Annotated in this window: 14 protein-coding genes and 2 pseudogenes; 4 read left to right on the top strand and 12 right to left on the bottom strand. The window is 62.0% G+C overall.

From position 1 onward, the window contains the following. Positions 1-15: 15 nt before the first annotated feature. On the top strand, positions 16-1,296 hold the full coding sequence (gene yjeH, locus GWQ31_RS07290) for an L-methionine/branched-chain amino acid transporter (RefSeq protein ID WP_275909011.1): 1,281 nt from the start codon (positions 16-18) through the stop codon (positions 1,294-1,296). A gap of 55 nt (positions 1,297-1,351) precedes the next feature. On the opposite strand, the gene GWQ31_RS07285 is transcribed toward yjeH, so the two are convergent. The 4 genes from GWQ31_RS07285 to GWQ31_RS07270 all read right to left on the bottom strand — a co-directional run bounded on the left by GWQ31_RS07285 (position 1,352) and on the right by GWQ31_RS07270 (position 6,683). Further along, positions 1,352-1,891: a GNAT family protein gene (locus GWQ31_RS07285; RefSeq protein WP_111589316.1), complete on the bottom strand. Its 540-nt coding sequence runs from the start codon at positions 1,889-1,891 to the stop codon at positions 1,352-1,354. Positions 1,892-1,968: 77 nt separating this feature from the next. Next, a complete protein-coding gene (locus GWQ31_RS07280; RefSeq protein WP_275909010.1) occupies positions 1,969-3,702 on the bottom strand; it encodes an ATP-binding cassette domain-containing protein in 1,734 nt (577 codons plus the stop codon). 398 nt (positions 3,703-4,100) lie between these two features. Then, positions 4,101-4,538 (bottom strand): PliI family lysozyme inhibitor of I-type lysozyme, encoded by a 438-nt coding sequence (locus tag GWQ31_RS07275; RefSeq protein ID WP_169046608.1) that lies wholly within the window; start codon positions 4,536-4,538, stop codon positions 4,101-4,103. A gap of 114 nt (positions 4,539-4,652) precedes the next feature. Next, positions 4,653-6,683: a M13-type metalloendopeptidase gene (locus GWQ31_RS07270; RefSeq protein ID WP_275909009.1), complete on the bottom strand. Its 2,031-nt coding sequence runs from the start codon at positions 6,681-6,683 to the stop codon at positions 4,653-4,655. A 128-nt stretch (positions 6,684-6,811) separates the two neighbouring features. Between GWQ31_RS07270 and tilS the strand changes: the two genes are divergently transcribed. Continuing rightward, positions 6,812-8,182: a tRNA lysidine(34) synthetase TilS gene (gene tilS, locus GWQ31_RS07265; protein ID WP_275909008.1), complete on the top strand. Its 1,371-nt coding sequence runs from the start codon at positions 6,812-6,814 to the stop codon at positions 8,180-8,182. 60 nt (positions 8,183-8,242) lie between these two features. On the opposite strand, the gene GWQ31_RS07260 is transcribed toward tilS, so the two are convergent. After that, the gene (locus GWQ31_RS07260) at positions 8,243-9,163 is read right to left on the bottom strand and encodes a GGDEF domain-containing protein (protein ID WP_034523696.1); all 921 of its coding nucleotides are present in this window, start codon (positions 9,161-9,163) and stop codon (positions 8,243-8,245) included. Between the two features lie 101 nt (positions 9,164-9,264). On the opposite strand from GWQ31_RS07260, the gene GWQ31_RS07255 reads away from it, so the two are divergent. Then, positions 9,265-11,217: a monovalent cation:proton antiporter family protein gene (locus GWQ31_RS07255; protein ID WP_275909007.1), complete on the top strand. Its 1,953-nt coding sequence runs from the start codon at positions 9,265-9,267 to the stop codon at positions 11,215-11,217. Between the two features lie 31 nt (positions 11,218-11,248). On the opposite strand, the gene GWQ31_RS07250 is transcribed toward GWQ31_RS07255, so the two are convergent. The 6 genes and pseudogenes from GWQ31_RS07250 to GWQ31_RS07225 all read right to left on the bottom strand — a co-directional run bounded on the left by GWQ31_RS07250 (position 11,249) and on the right by GWQ31_RS07225 (position 14,996). Further along, positions 11,249-12,394: a patatin-like phospholipase family protein gene (locus GWQ31_RS07250; protein ID WP_275909006.1), complete on the bottom strand. Its 1,146-nt coding sequence runs from the start codon at positions 12,392-12,394 to the stop codon at positions 11,249-11,251. A gap of 123 nt (positions 12,395-12,517) precedes the next feature. After that, positions 12,518-13,387: an alpha/beta fold hydrolase gene (locus GWQ31_RS07245; protein WP_275909005.1), complete on the bottom strand. Its 870-nt coding sequence runs from the start codon at positions 13,385-13,387 to the stop codon at positions 12,518-12,520. 70 nt (positions 13,388-13,457) lie between these two features. Next, a complete protein-coding gene (locus GWQ31_RS07240; RefSeq protein ID WP_005312128.1) occupies positions 13,458-14,039 on the bottom strand; it encodes a TetR/AcrR family transcriptional regulator in 582 nt (193 codons plus the stop codon). An 88-nt stretch (positions 14,040-14,127) separates the two neighbouring features. Continuing rightward, positions 14,128-14,229 (bottom strand): annotated as a pseudogene (locus tag GWQ31_RS07235) (LuxR C-terminal-related transcriptional regulator); the annotation flags it as partial. A gap of 10 nt (positions 14,230-14,239) precedes the next feature. Next, a pseudogene (locus tag GWQ31_RS07230) lies at positions 14,240-14,344 on the bottom strand (DNA-binding response regulator); the annotation flags it as partial. Positions 14,345-14,351: 7 nt separating this feature from the next. Further along, positions 14,352-14,996 carry a response regulator transcription factor gene (locus GWQ31_RS07225; protein WP_234593867.1) on the bottom strand — a complete coding sequence of 215 codons (645 nt, stop codon included), beginning with the start codon at positions 14,994-14,996 and terminating at the stop codon, positions 14,352-14,354. 158 nt (positions 14,997-15,154) lie between these two features. Between GWQ31_RS07225 and GWQ31_RS07220 the strand changes: the two genes are divergently transcribed. Continuing rightward, positions 15,155-15,781: a glutathione S-transferase gene (locus tag GWQ31_RS07220; RefSeq protein ID WP_059167917.1), complete on the top strand. Its 627-nt coding sequence runs from the start codon at positions 15,155-15,157 to the stop codon at positions 15,779-15,781. 81 nt (positions 15,782-15,862) lie between these two features. On the opposite strand, the gene GWQ31_RS07215 is transcribed toward GWQ31_RS07220, so the two are convergent. Further along, positions 15,863-17,974: an alpha-amylase gene (locus tag GWQ31_RS07215; protein ID WP_275909004.1), complete on the bottom strand. Its 2,112-nt coding sequence runs from the start codon at positions 17,972-17,974 to the stop codon at positions 15,863-15,865. Positions 17,975-18,288: the final 314 nt, after the last annotated feature.

The following is an 18,288-nucleotide window of genomic DNA, read 5'->3' as shown; positions in this document are numbered from 1 at the left end:
TCGGGACAAAGGAATATGTCTGCTTTGAAAAAGGATCTCGGGCTCTGGCAGGGGATGGGGTTGCTTGCCACCTCACTGCTGGGTACCGGTATCTTCGTGGTGCCGGCGACCGCGGCGTCGCTGGCGGGTGGGGCCTCGCTCTGGGCCTGGGTGCTGCTCATTGTGCTGGTGCTGCCCATCGCCTTCACCTTCGCCCGGCTTGGCCGTCGTTATCCTCACGCAGGTGGGGCGCCACACCTGATTGGGCTTGCCTTTGGCAACGGCGCCGAGCGCTTCTCCGCCTTCCTGTTTCTGGCTGTGCTGCCGGTGGGATTGCCTGCCGCACTCACCATTGCCGCCGGCTTCTGGCATGCCCTGTTCGAGATGGAGGAGTGGACCCTGTGGGGCATACAGCTGCTGACCCTGCTCGGGGTGTTTCTGCTGGGTTTGCGCGGGGCACGATCCTCCGGCAACCTGCAACTGCTGATCGCCCTGGCCATATTGGGGCTGACCCTGCTTATTTGGTTCAAGGGGGATCTCAGCTGGCGCGACGGGGCCCAGCCGTTGCCGAGCGCAAGCGAATGGCCCGCCATGGGCACGGCGCTGGCGGTAATGTTCTGGTGCTTCGTGGGGCTGGAAGCCTTCGCCCACATGGGGGAGGAGTTCAAGCGACCTGAGCGGGACTACCCGTTGGCACTGCTTGGCGGCGTGTTGCTGGCGGGGCTTATTTATTGGGTCCACTCGCTGGTGGTGCTCAAATATGGGCTCTATGGCGACGAGGCAAAAAACGCCACCGCCATTCCGGCCCTGCTCTCGCTGCTGTTCGGCCCTACCGCCAAGTGGCTGGTGGCAATCCTGGGTTATCTCTCCTGTTTTGCCAGCATCAACATCTATCTGCAGGGGTTTGCGCGCCTTATCTGGAGCATGGCGCGGGAGGGCAAGCTGCCCACCTCGCTGGCTCGTCTCTCGGCCAGGGGAGCGCCGCTCAATGCCCTGTGCTGGGTGCTCGCCATCTGCCTTGTCTCCATCACCTTGATCCTCTGGCTGCGGCTGCCGCTGGATGAGCTTATCCGCTACGCCAACGGCAACTTCGTGCTGGTCTACCTGCTCTGCATGGCGGCAGGCTGGCGTCTGCTCGGCGGCATGGGCAAGGGGCTGGCGGGATTGAGTGTCTTGCTCTGCCTTGCCGTGCTGGTGGCGCTCGCCTCCCAGGTGTTTTATGCCGTATTGCTGAGTGCAGGTTACGGTCTCTTCTCCCTGTGGCGCCGCTATCTGCGCCGCACCCGGGCCACGGAGAATATCTGCGCCATCAAGTAACCAGCCCGACAAAGGGCCCCGCAGTGCGGGGTTCTTTGTCTATCAGGGGTGTTGGTTACCGGGCGCTTGGCTGGTCGCTGCGTAGCAGAGCGTAGTGTTGCAGGGAGATAAACTGATCCCCCTTCCATTCGCACTCCCGCGCCGTCCCCTCGTAGCGAAATCCGGCGCCGAGCAGGACGCGGGCGGAGGCGACATTGGGCTCCTCCACCAGGGCCTGCAGCCGGTGCAGCGTAGTGGTGCCATAGAAGTGGGTCAGAAAAAGGGGCAGGGCCCTGCCCATTACCCCTTTTCCCCAGTACTCGGGATAGAGCCAATAACCTAGCTCGGCCTTCCTGTGCTGCGGATCGGCATCGTTGTAGCCGATGGCCCCCATGGGGAGGTCGGTGGGCTGACTGCGGATCAGAAACCAGCCGCCAGTGCCCTGACGCACCAGGTCGGCGTACCAGGCCATCTGGGCCTCACAGGCTGTCAGGCTATCGTAACTGATGCCGTAGTGGGCAATAACCTCTGGATCCGACAGGCCGCGATAGATGTGGGGCAGATCGGCAGTCGTGATAGGGTCGAGCCGCAGTTCGCCCCCTTGTCGTGAATTCATGCTCTTCTCCTGTGCGGCCTGTGTTGGCAGGCCGCCTGATTGGGAAAGACAGTTGTGTGAAGGTGTGACTGCTGGCGTCAGTTCGCTGGGAGGCCAAGCAAACCGGCCAGCTGCTGCAACTCGTCGCGCCACTGTTGTTGCAGCCTGGGTGTCTGATGCCTGGGCTTGCGGGCGAGGTCGGCGGCGAGCAGGGCATCCAGCTCGTACCAGCGTGCCAGCAACGCCTCTTCGTCATCCTCCACAGTGGCTTGCTCCTGCGGACTGCCAGTGGTGGCGGGGCTGATTGAAAGGTCCATGGGTTCATCACAGAGCAACTCGGCATAGGCCCGCTCGGCACTGTGGGCTTCGACAATCCGGCCTTCCCTGATCACCCAGAACCGGTTGCAACTGCGCTCGATCAGATCCCGGTCGTGGGAGATCAGCAGCACGCCACCGGCAAAACGCGACAGCGCCTCGGCCAGATCTTCTTTTCCTTCCAGATCCAGATGGTTGGTGGGTTCATCCAGCCAGAGCAGATGGTGGCTCGCCAGCGACAGGGCGAGAAACAGCAGCCTGGCCCGCTCACCACCGCTCAGGCTATGCACGCGTTGCCCGTGACGGGAGTAGGGGAAACCTGCACGGATCAAGGCCTGGCGCAGCGTCACCTCGGGCAGGGGGGCCAGAGGATAGAGGGCATCGGTCAGCGTTGCAGCGTCATCGAGCTGCTGCAGGGACTGATCGTAGTAGGCGATGCTGGCGCCGGGGTGGCGGTGCCAGCCTTCACCCGGTAGTTGAGCGTGCAGATCGTGCCAGCACTGACGCAGCAGGGAGGACTTGCCGGTGCCATTGGCACCGAGCAGGGCAACCCTGTCTCCGGCTCGCAGCCCGAGATCCTCGGCCCGCAGCAGGGGAGGCAAGCCGGGAGCGGGGCGCACGTCGAGGGCGTCCAGCCGCAGCAGGGCATCGGCGGGCAGTGCCTGCCCGTGCAGTTCGAGGCGCCAGGAGGCGCCGGCACCGACAACGCTCTGCTCCTCCTGCATCTTGGCAATCCGTTTCTCCATGGATTTGGCCTGACGCACCAGCTTCTCGTTGTCATGCTCCCGCCCCCAGATGGCGAGGCGTTTGCTGCTGGCGCTCAGGCGGTCGATCTCTTTTTGCTCGTCGGCCCGGCGCAAACGGGCTTGTTCGTCCTCTTCGGCCTGGGCCGCCCTGGCCTGGCTGCAAGGCAGGGCGAAGCGATAGAGACGTCGATCCCGCAGGATCAGGGTCTCGCGGGTGACCCGGTCGAGCAGGCGGCCATCGTGGGACACCAGCACGAAAGCGCCGCGCCAGCCCAGCAGGAAGCGCTCCAGCCAGAGCAGGGCGGGCAAGTCCAGGTGGTTGCTGGGCTCATCGAGCAGCAACAGATTGGGCTGGCGCAGCAGGGCGCGGCCTATCTGCAATCGGGTGTGCTGGCCGCCGCTCAGGGCGCTGACCGGTAACGCGCCCTGTGCTTCAAGCTGCAGCTCGGTCAGCATCTTGTCCACCTGCCAGTCGAGCGCGGGATCCCCGTCCACTGCATCGAGCAGTACGGCGCGGGCGGTGAGCGCCTGCAGGCGTGCGGGCAGATGTTGCGCCACGAATTCACAACGGCAAGCCGCTGCGTGATGCACGCGTCCGTCATGGGGATCGAGCTGACCGGCCAGCAGGGCGAGCAGTGTGCTCTTGCCGCTGCCATTGGTACCGATAAGGCCGATGCGATCACCGCTGCGGATGCTGAGGTCGACGCTGTCAAACAGGGGAAGGTGTTCTGCCGTCATGTGCAGGGAATGGGTACTCATCAGGGTTGTCATGCTCTTGCTCTCTAAAATCACGGGATCGAAAATCCCTGTCATCAGGAGCGCTGGCGACAACGGCAGAGTCGAGAAAGGTCTCGGTTTGGAAGGGAGTCGGCTTTGCTCGAACCCGCTATCGCAGCGCGATGGTATGCAGGCAAGAGCACTGGAATGTGCCGAACAGGCGAGCCGAGAACATCGGACACGCTTGGATAACCATTTTTTACCTCCTTATTTTTTGTGATGACAAGGTGCGCCGATTATAAGCACAGAAAAAATAGCCGTCCATCGGGGGCCCCTGTCTCTTTCTCCCGTGGTGAGGCGGGTCCGGGTACAAGGCGGCAGTGGCATTATCGGCTGCACCAGCAAAGTCAAAGCCCCGCATTGCGGGGCCTTGGCTGTATGAGAGTAGTGGGTTAATCGCGGGGGGTCTTGAGCGCCTGGATCACATCCTCGTCGGGGGCCAGCCCTTCTACGTGGTTGAAGATCTCCAGCCCCTCCTGCGCATTGATGGTAAAGGCGTCGGCACTGCGATAGCTGCCGCTGCCGGCGCTTTCGATGATGACGATGAGCTCGGGCTGCTTGTCGCCGTTGAGATCCTGCAACTTCAGCTCCTTGATGCTGCCATCTCGCGCCAGTACCTTGCCATCGATGAACTGATCGAGGGGAAACTGGGGGTTGGCACCGGAATAGAGACGCACGTCGTAGCTGCCGATGGAGGCGGGCTCACCGCGCCCCTCGCTGATGGCAAGCACCTGACCGGTGGGCAGCGTCAGCTGTTTGAAGAACTCTTCTGCCGCCTGACCAGCCAGTGGCAGGGTGAGCAGACCGAGTGTCATGAGCAAGGCTTTCATGGATGTGATCCTTGTGACTGTGGTGACGGGCGGGTATCTCCTGCCCGTCACGGATGTTGATATGTGAGTTGGGTTCAGGTGATGCCTGTCCCGGCTCTTCGAACAGGGCGTCCGTTACCAGATCTTGACCCGTTTGGCGGGGTCCAGATAGAGCTTGTCCCCCGGCTTGATGTTGAATGCCTCGTAGAAGGCGGGGATGTTCGGCACCACGCCGTTGACCCTGTACTCCGGCGGGGAGTGCGGATCCGAGGAGAGCAGCATCTGCATCAGCTCGGGGCGGTACATGCCTTTCCACACCTGGGCCCAGCCGAGGAAGAAGCGCTGTTCGCCTGTGAAGCCGTCCAGCACGGGGGCTTCCTCGCCCTTGAGTGACAGCAGATAGGCCTTGTGGGCTATGGTGAGACCGCCCAGATCGCCAATGTTCTCCCCCAGGGTGAACTGGCCGTTGACGAACTGGCCATTGATGGGCTCGAAGCGGTTGTATTGGGCAACCAGTCGGCTGGTACGAAAGCGAAACTCCTTGAGGTCGGCCGGCGTCCACCAGTCGCGCATCACGCCATCACCGTCGGATTTGGCCCCCTGATCATCGAAACCGTGACCCATTTCATGGCCAATGACGCCGCCGATGGCACCGTAGTTGACGGCATCATCGGCCTGCATGTCGAAGAAGGGAGGCTGCAATATGGCGGCCGGGAAGACGATCTCGTTGTTGCTCGGGTTGTAGTAGGCATTCACCGTCTGCGGCGACATGTGCCACTCGTCCCTGTCCACCGGCTTGCCCAGGCGTGCCAGGCTGTCGGCATATTCAAAGGCGCGAGCCCGTTGCAGGTTGCCTACCAGATCATCGGCGCGGATCTCGATGGCGCTGTAATCCTTCCATTTGTCCGGATAGCCTATTTTGGGCCTGAACTTGGCAAGTTTTTCCAGTGCCTGGGTCTTGGTGGCCGGTGACATCCAGTCCAGCTCCTGAATGCTCTGGCCGTAGGCTGTGCGCAGGTTTTCCACCAATTGCTCCATGCGGGCCTTGGCCTGGGGCGGGAAATAGCGCTCCACATAGAGCTTGCCCACCGCTTCCCCAAGGTGATCGTCCAGTATGCCGAGGGCGCGTTCCCAGGGGGCGCGTTGCTTGGGGGTGCCGCTCAAGGTGGTGCCGAAGAAGGCGAAATTCTGGGCGTCGGTCTGGCTGTCGAGATAGGGGGCATAATCCGTGATGAGCTGCCACTTGAGGTAAGCCTGCCAATCACCGATGGGAATCTGCTGCATCAGGCCGTCGAGGGCAGCGAGATAGCTGGGCTGGCCGATGATCAGGCTCTGCTGACCGGCGAGACCGGCCTGGCCAAGGTAGCCGTTCCAGTCGATATGGGGTGCGAGACGCTTGAGCTCGCCGAGGTAGCCCTTGTTGTAGTTCTTCTCCCTGTCCCGCAGGGTTACGTTGTCCCACTGGATCTGGGCGAGTTTGGTCTCAAGGGCCAGGATACGCTTGGCCTTTGCGCTCGCATCCACTTCGCCAAAGCGTGTCAGCATACCGGCTATGTGCTGCTCGTATTTCTGGCGCAGGGCCTGGCTGCTGGCGTCGGTTTTGAGGTAGTAATCCCTGTCCGGCAGGCTAAGCCCGGACTGATAGAGATAGACGGCATGGCTGTCCGGTGCCTTGGCATCGGCACCGATCCAGAAGCCGAACGGGGCGCCGCCCCCCAGCTGGCCCGAGCGGGCGAAGGCGCGAGCCAGTCCGTTCTGATCGCGGATCTGATCGATTTCGCCGAGCAGGGGCAGCAGCGGTGTGGTGCCCTTGGCATCCCGACCAGCCTGATCCAGATAGCTGGTGTAGAGATCGCGGATCTGCCGGGCCTGGGTATCGGCGGGGGCCTTGGCATCAAGCCCTTCCACCAGCACTCGCACATCCGCCAGGGATTTGTCCCTGAGCATATAGAAGGCACCATCGGCGGGCCTGTCATCCGGGATCTTGGCGGTGGCCAGCCAGTGACCGTTCACGTAGCGGAAGAAGTCATCACCGGGTTTGACCCGGGTATCCATGTTGGCCAGTGCCAGGCCCGAGTGCTTGTCTGCCGTGTCCGGCGCCTGACTGCAACCGGCTAACAGGGCCAACCCAATGAGGCCGGCCAGTATGCTTTTCTTGTTGTTCATTCTGTTGGATTCCAATTCGGGTTATTCAGCTTCCTTGCCCACGCAGGGCGCACATCACTCTAGCAGTCGGGTTACAGCTTGATAAGCCCGACTCTGCTAAGATCGGCCAGGTCGTTTTGGGGAAGCCTATGATTTCTCGTATTTATTCTCGTTTTTGTCAGACCCTGCCAGAGCCGGAAGGTTCCCGGGGCTTGTTGGTAGCCTTCAGTGGCGGGCTCGATTCCACAGTGTTGCTGGCGTTGGCGGCGCAGTTTGCCCGCGAGCATGGGCTTGCGCTGCGCGCCCTGCACGTCCACCACGGCCTCAGCCCCCACGCCGATGCGTGGGTCGCGCACTGCGAAGCCGTGTGTCAGCAACTGGCGGTGCCGCTCATGGTGGAGCGGGTGCAGCTGGTGCGTGGCAATGGCGAGAGTCTGGAGGCACAGGCGCGGGATGCCCGTTATCAGCGGCTGGCCGCCAGACAGGAAAAAGGGGAGTGGCTGCTCACCGCTCATCATCAGGACGATCAGCTGGAAACCTTGCTGCTGGCCCTCAAGCGAGGTGCCGGTCTGCGCGGTCTGGCGGGGATCTTGCCGAGTCAGCCCTTTGCCGGTGGCCTCTTGTTGCGCCCCCTGCTTGAGTTCAGCCGCGCCGAATTGGCCGAGGTGGCGGCGACCCTCCCCTTCGGCTGGGTGGAGGATGAGAGCAATCAGGACGTGAGCTATGACCGCAATTTTCTGCGTCAGCAGTTGATCCCCCAGCTCAAGGTGCGCTGGCCGGCCATGGCTCGTACCGCCGCCCGCAGCATGGCGCTGTGCGCCGAGCAGGAGGCGTTATTGGAGGAGCTGGCCGAAGAAGACTGGCAGCTGGCCTGTGGGGGGGAGGCGCTGCACGTTTCATCATTACCGGCTTCATCGCTGCAGATTGTGCCCCTGCTCACCCTGTCGCCCACCCGGCGCAACAACTTGCTGCGTTACTGGATCCGCCGCCTGGGGGGTGAGATGCCCTCCCGGGATCAGCTCGCTCTGCTGTGGCAGGAGGTGGCGCTGGCGCGGGAGGATGCCAACCCTCAGTTCAGCCTGAAAAACCTCGATTGCCGCCGTTTTCAGGGGCGGCTGCATCTGGTTCGGCCCGGGTTGACGCCCCGTCACGAACAACTGGCTGTCACTATCGGCGAGTCCATGATCCTGCCCGATGGGCTGGGGCGGGTGCAAGTGTCGGCCAGGCCGGACGGGGAGGGGCTGAGGTTGCCAGGGATGGGGGAGCCTTTGTCGGTGCGTTTTCAGGTGACGCCCGGTGTCATGCTCAAACCTGTGGGGCGCAGCGGCAGCCGCCGTTTCAAGAAGCTGCTGCAAGAGTATGGGGTACCTTCCTGGCTGCGGGGCCGTATTCCCATCCTCTACTATGGCGAGCAGGTGGCGGCAGTAGCCGGACTCTTTATCTGTGACGGATTTATGACGCAAGAAGCGGGGATGGGATGGCAGTGGCTGCCAGCGGCCGACAGCTGCATCCCGCAGTGAGCTCAGGCCCGCCATGCCGCTAGCCTGGCGGGCCTTTTTACGATCCTGGCGCTGTGGTACTCAGTCCAGCAGACCCGCTTTACCGGCTTTCTTGCGGGCATAGAGGTGAGCATCGGCCGCCTCATACAGGCTCTGGACTGCGACCCCTGATTGCCAGCTGGCCGCCCCCAGACTGCAACCGACCGAGAAGGTGCTGAGTTCCTTGTGGGTCAGCAGCATGTGCTGCAGCCGCAGCCAGACCGGGCGCCAGGCCTCGGGCTCGGCGGGTTGCAGCAGCAGCGCAAATTCGTCACCACCGAGGCGAAAGGCCTGATCCGTGCTGCGGATGCAGCTCTGGAGCAGATGGGCAAAGCGGCTCAGCACCAGATCGCCGACCGGGTGACCCCAGGTGTCGTTGATCTGCTTGAAGTGATCGAGATCCAGCAGCACCAGCACCAGACCGTGGGATTCCCGGCTGTGCTGCTCCACGGCGCGACCTATGGCCTCGTCGAAATAGGAGCGGTTGCCGAGCCCTGTCAGGTGATCGAGTCGTACTTGCTGCTCCAGCTGCGCCAGCCGCAGGTAGAGTGGCAGCGGCTGGCAGAGCAGCTGATGGTACTGCTGCAGGATCCGCTGCTGGCTGCCGCTCAGTATGTGTTCCAGGGTGTAGTGCAACTGGCCGAACAGCTGACCGTGCTGGCCGCGTAGTTCAAACGGGTAGCTGTGGAGCGTCAGGCTGGCCTGGGGCGGCTGCTGGATCAGCCTCTGTGGCTGGGGGTTGTCAAAATAGAGGCTATGTATACGGACAACTCTTGCCGCACGATCGGCAAAGGTTGCCAGCAGGCTGTCGAGATCCGACTGTGCCAGCAACAGCTCGAGCAACTGGTTGCGATCCTGACTTGCCAGCGGCGTGAGCCGCTCCATCTGCCGAACCCACAACTCGATGCCATGCCCCAAACCATTCAATGACGATGTGTTTTCCACGGTACAGCCCTCATACATCCTACTACCTGCCACTTCCCTGCAATCCCTGTGCCTAAAATATGTTCAATGTGAGCAAGGGCGGCTGACTAGGCTTAAGTGGATAAAAAGGGAGGGAAAATTTGTACGCAGATGTGTTGATCCTGCTGTTTGCCGCCGTCTTGCTGGTGGCGATTTTCCGGCGCCTCGGCCAGCCGGTGATCCTCGCTTACCTGGTCGCCGGGGTTCTGCTGGGCCCCCATGGCGCCGCCGTTCTCTCCGAGCAGGCGAACATGCAGACCATCGCCGAGCTTGGCATCGTCTTTCTGATGTTCTCACTGGGGCTGGAGTTCTCGTTGCCGCGTCTGATCGCCATGCGGATGCTGGTCGTGGGGGTCGGTGGTCTGCAAGTGCTGTTCACCTCCCTGCTGTTCTTCTGGCTTGGCTGGTGGTGGGGGCTGAGCCTGCCCCAGGCGCTGGTGGTGTCGGGCACCCTGGCGCTCTCTTCCACCGCCGTGGTGATCAAGCAGTTGGGAGAGCAAAAACAGCTGCATACCCGCCGTGCTCAACTCGGGGTCAGCGTGCTGCTGTTTCAGGATCTGGCGGTGGTGCCGCTGCTGGTGATGATCCCCATACTGGCCAGACCCGAGATCCAGGGCAGTGCCCTGCTGGCGGAGATCGCCTTGGCCACCCTCAAAGGCCTGTTTGCCCTGTTCAGCCTGCTTGCCGTCGGCAAGTGGCTGCTGCCCCTGCTGTTTCACGAGGTGGCGCGGGCCCGCTCCGATGAACTTTTCGTGCTCAGTGCCCTGCTGGTGGCCTTGCTGGCGGCTTTCATGACCCATTCGCTGGGGTTGTCGATGGCGCTTGGGGCTTTCCTGGCGGGCATGATGCTGGGCGAGTCTCACTATCGCCATCAGCTGGAGGTGGACATAAGGCCGTTTCGGGATGTGTTGATGGGACTCTTCTTCATCACCATCGGCATGACCATGGATTGGCAACTGGTGGCGCTGGCCTGGTGGCAGGTGATCCTCTGCGTATTTGGCCTCATCTTGATCAAATCCCTGCTGGTACTGCTGGCGGGCCGCCTGATGGGAGAGCGCAAGCGGGATGCCATGGCGGCGGGGATCATGCTGAGCCAGGTCGGTGAGTTCGGCTTCGTGTTGCTGGCGCTGGCCAACCACCACGCACTGCTCGACCATCAGCTGGTCTCCCTGCTCATCGGCATAGGGGTGATCTCCATCGCCATGACCCCCTGGCTGGTGCAAAAGGCGCACGGTCTGGCGCGCTCGCTCACCGACTCGGCCCTGCTTACCCGCTCCGAGGTGGCGCAGTCGGGGCTGAGCAAACATCAACACGTCATCATCGCCGGTTTTGGCCGTGCCGGGCAGACATGCGCCCGTTTTCTCAAGCTGGAAGACATTCCCTTCCTCGCGCTGGATCTCGATCCCGAGCGGGTGGGCGAAGCCAAGACGGCGGGGGAGCAGGTGGCATTTGGCGATGCCAGCCGGCGCGATATCCTGCTGGCGGCCGGCCTGCTGCGGGCTCGCCTGGTGATCATCACCTTCGACGATCGCAAGCGGGTCGAGGCCATGCTGGCGCTGATAAAGGAGCTGGCGGGGCAGGTCAGGGTACTGGTACGGACTCGGGACGACAGCTTTCTGGAGGCCTTCAAGCAGGCAGGGGCGCATGAGGTGATCCCGGAATCCCAGGAAGGGGCCCTGATGCTGGTTTCTCATCTACTGCTCAATTGCGACATCCCTATCGGCCGGGTGATCCGGCGCATGGAGTTGGAACGCAGCAGCCAGTATCGCTTTTTGCACGGCTTCTACTGGGGGGACCAGAGTGCCAGCAATCTGGAGACGGATCAGTTGCTCGAGCGTCTGCATCCCGTGCTGTTGCACGATCAGGCCTGGGCCGTGGGGCAGACGGTCCAGGCGCTGGCGCTTGACACTGTGCGAATAAAAGAGGTGCAACGCGGTGAACAGAGCCTGGAGCCCAGGCCCGAATTGCGGCTGGCGGCAGGGGACAGGCTGGTGCTGTTTGGCAATGCGGTAGCGATGGAGCAGGCAGAACAAAAGTTGCTGGAGGGGCGTTAGGCCTTGCGCTGCACAAGGCCGACAAGCTGATTTACGCCTCTTCCCGCATCACTTCTTCAATCCCCAGAAACTGTTCGACCCGCGCCCGCTCGTTGAGGGTGTCCCGGTAACCCAGCTTGATCAGTTGCTGGCAGTAGCCGGGATAGAACATCAGAAAGCTGGCCAGGCTGCTGGTCTCGTCCCCCGACACTCCCAGCACCCGCAACAGGCGGCGCAGGTGTACAGGCAGTTTGCGCAGATAGGCCAGCGCTATGGTGTCGAGATCCTGGCTCGGTTTCAGCACGCAGGTTTCCACCCGTTTGAGTTTCAGGCGTCTGCGCTCCCGCTCGGGTATGAGATCCAGGGTCTGATTGATACGCCATAGCCGCTCCAGATCCGAATTCAGGGTATCGGTAAAGACGGTATCGAGCAGGTGGCTCGCGATGTTGGAGCTGGTCAGGTGGCCATGGCGAAAGGTGGGGGCCGAGTGGACAGGTGGATCCAGCGCAATCAGCAGGATCCGCTCCGCCCCCAGATGGATGGCTGGGCTTAATGGGCTCAACTGGTGAATGGAACCATCGCCGTAAAACTTGTCGCCAATATGGGTCGCCGGAAAGACAAACGGCAACGCCGAGGAGGCCAGCAGGTGATCCGAGGTGAGCAGGGTGCGCACCCCACGCCGTCTGGCTCGCTCCCACGGCAGATGGTCGGCCCGTCCCTGAAAAAAGGTGGTTGAGAGGCCGTCATCATAGTCCGACGCTGTGATGGCCAGCGCCTCCAGGCTGCCATAGAGGATGTTGTCGTCGATGCGGTGATAGTCGATGAGCTGATCCAGCAGACGGCGCAGGGGGGCGTTGTCAAACAGGTGAAAGGCGTGATTGGTGTGAGGATTGATAAGCCCGGCAGAGCCTTCATACAACAGCCGCCACAGCAATCTGCCGGGATGAAAGTCGAAGATATGGTGGGTTTCGAAGCGGCGCCAGACCCACTCCAGCTTGCGTACCCCCAAGTGGAAACAGGAGGCATAGCAGGCCAGCGCCGTGACATTGATGGCACCGGCCGAGGTGCCACACAGTATGGGAAACGGAATGCCGAGATTGCGAGGATAAAACTCGGCGATGGCCTTGAGGGCACCGACCTGATAGGCCGCGCGAGCACCGCCACCGGTCAAGAGAAGAGCTGTGTTGGGTCTGGCCATGATACTGCGCCTTATGGTTGCCACTGAAGGTGTTGCCACCGAGCAATTTAACTATAAGGCGCTGTATCGAATATAAAAACAGGTCTGTGTACCATTTTTTCAGCAGGCTGGTTTCAACTGCGGCTATACCGGTGAATGGGAGCCTGCCAGGTTATCGAAGGCGGCAAAGAGGGGGGCACTGGCAAGGATTCGGCCGTGACCCAACCCACGGGTGCTGACCAGTCGGGTACGGCCATCCAGGGTTGCTCGTTGGGAGTCGCCGTAGGGGGCAAACCTGTCTTCCTCGTCGTGCACTATGATGGCGGCGCCGCTGCGGCTGGCGAGACGCCCCAGCGGGTCGACCGTGCTGAGGGGATGCTGGTACTCCTGCTCAATCTCTTTCACTACCGCATCGAACAGGCGGATGGAATAGCCGGAGCGGGCCACCATGCCGTAGAGCTGGGGCACATAGTCGAGCACGGGCGAAACAAGCAGCAGCGGCAACTGGTCGAGGGGTTGTTGGCGACTGGAGAGGGTGACGGCACCTCCCATGCTGTGGGCGATGACGCCACTGAGGGGACCGAATTTGGCGACCTGTTCGGCCACCAGCTCGTCAAAGGCGCGCACGAAGCGGGGCAGGTGACCGGTATGACCGGCGCTATGGCCATGGGCCGGATGGTCATAGGCGATGGCGGTGAAGCCCTGGGCGGCGATATGGCTCATCAGCGGATAAAACTGGCTGGCACTGCCGGACCAGCCGTGCATCAACAGCCAGACCGGCCCCTGGCCGAGCCGATAGCTCATCAATATCCCTTCGCTGGTGTGCACGGCTTGCTTCACCAGGCCCGCAGGCGCCGCCTCATCCCGCTGATTGCGCTGGGGGGTGAGCAGCAGCTTGCTGGCAGTGCGCCTGGCGTGAGCGGGGGCGAGTCTGTGATGCAACCGGGTGCCAAGCCCCAGCAGCCATTTGCTCGGGCTGAAGCGGCGGGTGTTGAAGTAGATCTTGCTGCTCATGATGGTCCTGTCTGTTTTGTGTGCGAACGGTCGTGCTTTTTTGTGGGTTTTTAAAAAGTCATTCGAGAAATCATTGCCAGCTCGTCAGCAGATCATCCACTTCGGGCCAGAAGTGGCGAGCGGGATCCTGACACAAGTCCAGCGCATTGAACACCTGATCTGCCAGATAGAGGCCGTATAGCCGATAGACGGCGCGCCAGGGTTCCAGATCCTGGCGCCACTCCCCCTGCGCCTGACCCTGCACTACCTGGCGGGCCAGGTAGTCGAGCCAGAAACGCACCAGCTGGCGCGCTGCCTGTTGCACGTCACCCTCCTGGGCCGAGGTCCAGGCGTCGAGGAACATGCAGCGACCGGCGAAACACTGATTCCAGGCCAGCCAGGCCTGGAGCAGGGCGACAAGTTTTTCGCGCTGGCTCTGGTGTTGTTGCTGGCGCACGGGCTGGATCACCCGCTCCCTGAACACTTCGGCAGCGTGTTCCAGCACGGCGATCTGCAGGTTGTCGCGGGATTGAAAGTGGGCAAAGAGACCGCTCTTGGACATCTCGCACGCACAGGCCAGCGAGCCTATGGTCAGGCTCTCCAGCCCTTGCTGGCTCGCCTGCTCGAATGCAGTCTGCAAAATGTTGTCGCGGGTCAGACGGCCCTTGCTCATCGCACTCTCCTCGTTGGTCCTGCAGCATAAAGTACGACCGTGCTATTTGTCGAGCGGCGGATCCTCATGCAAGACGAGATGAGCGGGTTCAGTCGTCCTTGATATCCATCTGCTGCAAGGCGATGACCGCCCGGGTGCGATTCTTGACGCCGAGTTTGCGAAAAACAGCCGTGATATGGGCCTTGATGGTGACAAGGGGGTCAGTCGTCCTTGATATCCATCTGCTGCAAGGCGATGACCGCCTGGGTGCGGTTCTTGACGCTGGGCTTGCGAAAGGCGGGAGTGATATGGACCTTGATGGTGGCAGGGGGGTCAGTCTTCCTTGATATCCATCTGCTGCAAGGCGATGACCGCCTGGGTGCGATTCTTGACGCCGAGTTTGCGAAAAACAGCCGTGATATGGGCCTTGATGGTGGCTTCGGAGACATTGAGTTCCCAGGCGATCTGCTTGTTCAGGCTGCCGTCGCGCAGCATTACCAGCACCTTGTACTGCTGGGGGGTGAGGCTGGCGAGCTTGCTGGCGAAATCGGGGCCGTCTTCGGATTCGGGATGCAGGGATATGCCGGCTGGCACCCAGTTATCTCCCCCGATCACCGTATTGAGGGCGTTGACCAGCTCTTTCATGGGGACCGACTTGGGGATGAAACCCAGCGCGCCGAGCCGCAGTACCTGCTGGATGATGGCGGCATCTTCCGAGGCGGAGACCACGACAATGGGCAGGTCGGGATACTGGCCGCGCAGGTGGGCGAGGCCGGAGAAGCCATTGGCGCCAGGCATCTTGAGATCGAGCAGCAACAGGTCTACCTCAGGGTGTTCCCCCAGCAGGCTGGTCAGGCTGTTGATGGAGTCGGCCTCCAGCAGCTGGGCATCCTTTATGGCCATGTGCACAGCTTGATAGAGGGCGCCCCGAAACAGGGGGTGGTCATCTGCGATGACGATGGTAAATTGGCTGTCCATTGCTCACATTGTTGCTAACTGATTGTTTTGGAAAATCAAACTAGCATCGCTCTCCTGGGGGGTCAAACCCGCAGGCGTGCAAATGTGAAGCGACCGTCGGATGTCGTGCCATTGGGGCAGATGGGATGGTCACGAGCAACCCATGCAGGAGGCAAGAGATGGGATCCTTGGTATTGACGGTGGGCACGGGCTCCACCTGGGCAATGCGGGCGGCACTGGTGCTCGCCATGAGCGGGCTGGAGTGGCAGGAGCAGGTGTTTGATCTGGAAGATGCCAAGGCGTTGGCGCGGCTCAAGCGGTTGGCGCCTGCCGGCCTGGTGCCCTGGCTGGATCACGATGGCGTGCGGGTACACGACTCGCTGGCCATTGCCGAATACCTGTACGAGCTCTGCCCAGACCGCCAGCTCTATCCCGCTTCCCGGGCCGAGCGGGCGCTGGCCCGCAGTCTGTGCGCGGAAATGCACTCGGGCTTTGGCCAGATCCGCAGTCAGCTGCCCTTCTTTCTGGGGGCGCCGACCCGCAGCGAGCCGCCGGTGGAGGCCATCGGCGAGCTGGCTCGCCTGCAGACCATCTGGTCCCAAGCGAGGGGGCCATTCTATTTCGGTGAAGAGGGCATCATAGATGCCTTCTATGGGGTGATGGCCTATCGGCTGGCCAGCTATGGCATCCAGTTGCCCGGTCAGGCCGGTGTCTATCAGCAGGCCTTGCTGGCCTGGCCTTTGTGGCAGGCGCTGCTGGTCAAGGTACGGTTGCAGTGGCCTGTGGCTGCCCGTCAGCCGGCGTAAGACGGCCCTGTTGAACTGGTCGGTGACTGACATTGAAGAGGGGAGCCATTGGCTCCCCTCTCTGCTGATGGGTGGGAGGGTCTACGGCTGCCGCCCTGCGAACACCACCACCACCTTGTCCTCCCCCTTCTCCCTCACGAAGCTGTAGGGAGCATCCGACAGCTTCTTGTGGCTGCCAGCGGCTATGGCCGGATGGGCGGCGCGGAACTGGCCGAGTCGCTGCCAGTGCTTGACCAGCTCGGCCTTCTCGCCGCTCCCGATCTCCTGCCAGTTCATGTCCGAGCGAACACTCTGATCGAACACGCCGCCATCCTTGGCCAGACCCCGGCCGGACTCGTCGCCGTAGTAGAGCTGGATGCCGCCCGGCAACAGCATGAAGCTGTTGGCAACTCTGCGTTGTAGCGGCACGTCCTGATAGTCGCCAAAGAACAGCTTGGTGTCGTGGGAGCTGATGTAGCTCAGCACGTTGAACTCGGGATCCTGATTGATGCGGCTGGCGTAGCTGGTATAGGTGGGATCGCTGCCTGCCATGCACTGGGCCTGGGGCAGGGCGAACTCCCGTTGATAGTCGAAGTTGATTAGCGAATCGAAGCCATTCTGGTACCAGAAATCCTTGGCGACCCCGTGATCCCACACCTCGCCCACCATGTAGAAGGGGAGAGCATCGAGCGCCTTGTCCGGGTTGGCGGCCTTCCACTCCTTGAGCGCCGTAGTGCCCGCCTGCTTGAGCTTGGCCCACACTGCGGGTTCCAGGTGCTTGACGGTGTCGGCCCGAAAACCGTCGATGCCAAAGCGGCGCACCCAGTCGGTGTGCCAGGCGATCAGGTAGTCGCTCACAGTGGCATTGGGCAGCGCCTTGGCCTTGGTGTCTTTTTTCGCTGCCAGCAGTGGCGGCAGACCTACCGGTTTGGTGGACTCGGTGAGGAAGTCCGGCAGCCCCGCCACCGAACCGGTGACGTCGTCGGTGCCCGTTTGCGGGTAGCCGAGCAGACCGGCGCGTACCCAGTCACCGCTCCACCATTTGTCCCAATGTGGGGACTGATAGTCGATAAACTGGTTGTAGCCATGCCAGTTGAGGCCGCCACTCGGGCGCCACTGGTTCCAGGTGGTCGGCAGTTTGGCTGTGTTCTGGGTCAGATCTGTGAGCCCCAGATCCTGCAGATCCGCCAGGGTGGCGTAGCCTGCGTGGTTCATCACCACGTCCAGGATGATCCGCATGCCGCGCTTGTGGGCCTCGTCCACCAGGGTCTTCAGGCTCTCCTCGTCGCCGTAGTTGGGATCGATCTTGGTGAAATCCAGTGCCCAGTAGCCGTGGTAGGCGTAGAAGGGGAAGTTGCCCTGCTCGCCGCCGCCGATAAAGCCGTGTACCTGCTCCACCATGGGAGTGATCCAGATGGCGTTCATGCCGAGGCTCTTGATGTAGTCGAGCTTCTCGGTCAGCCCTTTGAAATCGCCGCCGTGCCAGGTGGCGACCTCGTCCTGACCATCCTTCTGACGGCCGAAACTGTGGTCGTTGGCAGGATCGCCGTTGTGGAAGCGATCGGTCAGCAAGAAATAGACGCTCGCCTGATCCCAGCTGAAAGGAGCTTGCTTGGCTGCCTTGACCGGTTCGAGCAGCAGCAGGCCGCCGCTCTCCTTGCTCGGGGTCAGGGTCAGCTTGCCCTGTTTGACCACGGCCTCCTGTTTTGAGTAGGCATCCCGCAGCCGGGTGCCGTCAGGCCAGACTCCCTTCAGCGACACCGTCACAGGGCCGCCATCCCAGGCGATACAGGGCTCTGCCGGGGGCTGGCGCTTGAACTCGCTCTTCCTGGTGGCCCGCAGCACCTTGAGGCTGGGGGTATCGGGATTGAAGGTAAACTCGTAGTCCCCGGCCAGCATCACCCGCAGGGTGAAACTTGTCCCCTTGGCGCATTTGTCCATGGGTTGGGCGGTGCCGAAGGGGAGCGGCCTGGCCTCGGTCGGACCGAAGCTGGTGCCGCAACTGTTGCCGGCATCGCCGATGCGGATCTGGTGGCTGCCCTTGTCCAGCTTGTGGGTCAGGCTGACGGTGCCCTTGTCCAGCGTCAGCGCCTCGGCCACAGGTTTGCCATCCACATAGAGATGTACCTCGGGGGAGGCCAGCACCAGGCCTGAACACAGGGGGCCGGCCAGCAGGGCGAGCCAGAGGGGAGAGAAGCGAGGAGAGCGACGCATAAGCCATTCCTTGAGCAAGGGTAACCGGACCAGATTCCGTCAATGGGGCTCATTCTAGGTGGCATAGTGGCGGGCTTGGACAGGTAAAACGCCGATCTGTGAACTCAGTTCAAATGGTTACGTTTTCAAGCCAGGTAAAGTGTGATGACGGCAAGCATCCGATCGCGCTTGTCCAGAGAAGGCCGCCCTGACGTTAAGAGGCCGCCGCCCGAGTCGCGACATTCACAGGGCATTTGCTCACGACTGAGCAACCCCAAGGCATAGCTTCGGTGCTTGTACTGGGCCCGCTTCTTTTCCCGGAAAAATGGCACGGC

Source organism: Aeromonas sp. 2MA4 (assembly GCF_029237305.1).
In the GTDB taxonomy this organism is placed as follows: Bacteria; Pseudomonadota; Gammaproteobacteria; order Enterobacterales; family Aeromonadaceae; genus Aeromonas; species Aeromonas salmonicida.
This window is presented reverse-complemented; position numbering and strand designations above follow the sequence as displayed.

Bases quoted from the DNA above. Each gene is read 5' to 3' on its own strand.
- GWQ31_RS07250 (WP_275909006.1), bottom strand. From the start codon at position 12,394: ATGGCCAGACCCAACACAGCTCTTCTCTTGACCGGTGGCGGTGCTCGC.
- GWQ31_RS07240 (WP_005312128.1), bottom strand. From the start codon at position 14,039: ATGAGCAAGGGCCGTCTGACCCGCGACAACATTTTGCAGACTGCATTC.
- yjeH (WP_275909011.1), top strand. From the start codon at position 16: ATGTCTGCTTTGAAAAAGGATCTCGGGCTCTGGCAGGGGATGGGGTTG.
- GWQ31_RS07280 (WP_275909010.1), bottom strand. From the start codon at position 3,702: ATGACAACCCTGATGAGTACCCATTCCCTGCACATGACGGCAGAACAC.
- tilS (WP_275909008.1), top strand. From the start codon at position 6,812: ATGATTTCTCGTATTTATTCTCGTTTTTGTCAGACCCTGCCAGAGCCG.
- GWQ31_RS07225 (WP_234593867.1), bottom strand. From the start codon at position 14,996: ATGGACAGCCAATTTACCATCGTCATCGCAGATGACCACCCCCTGTTT.
- GWQ31_RS07220 (WP_059167917.1), top strand. From the start codon at position 15,155: ATGGGATCCTTGGTATTGACGGTGGGCACGGGCTCCACCTGGGCAATG.
- GWQ31_RS07270 (WP_275909009.1), bottom strand. From the start codon at position 6,683: ATGAACAACAAGAAAAGCATACTGGCCGGCCTCATTGGGTTGGCCCTG.
- GWQ31_RS07260 (WP_034523696.1), bottom strand. From the start codon at position 9,163: ATGTATGAGGGCTGTACCGTGGAAAACACATCGTCATTGAATGGTTTG.
- GWQ31_RS07275 (WP_169046608.1), bottom strand. From the start codon at position 4,538: ATGAAAGCCTTGCTCATGACACTCGGTCTGCTCACCCTGCCACTGGCT.
- GWQ31_RS07245 (WP_275909005.1), bottom strand. From the start codon at position 13,387: ATGAGCAGCAAGATCTACTTCAACACCCGCCGCTTCAGCCCGAGCAAA.
- GWQ31_RS07215 (WP_275909004.1), bottom strand. From the start codon at position 17,974: ATGCGTCGCTCTCCTCGCTTCTCTCCCCTCTGGCTCGCCCTGCTGGCC.
- GWQ31_RS07285 (WP_111589316.1), bottom strand. From the start codon at position 1,891: ATGAATTCACGACAAGGGGGCGAACTGCGGCTCGACCCTATCACGACT.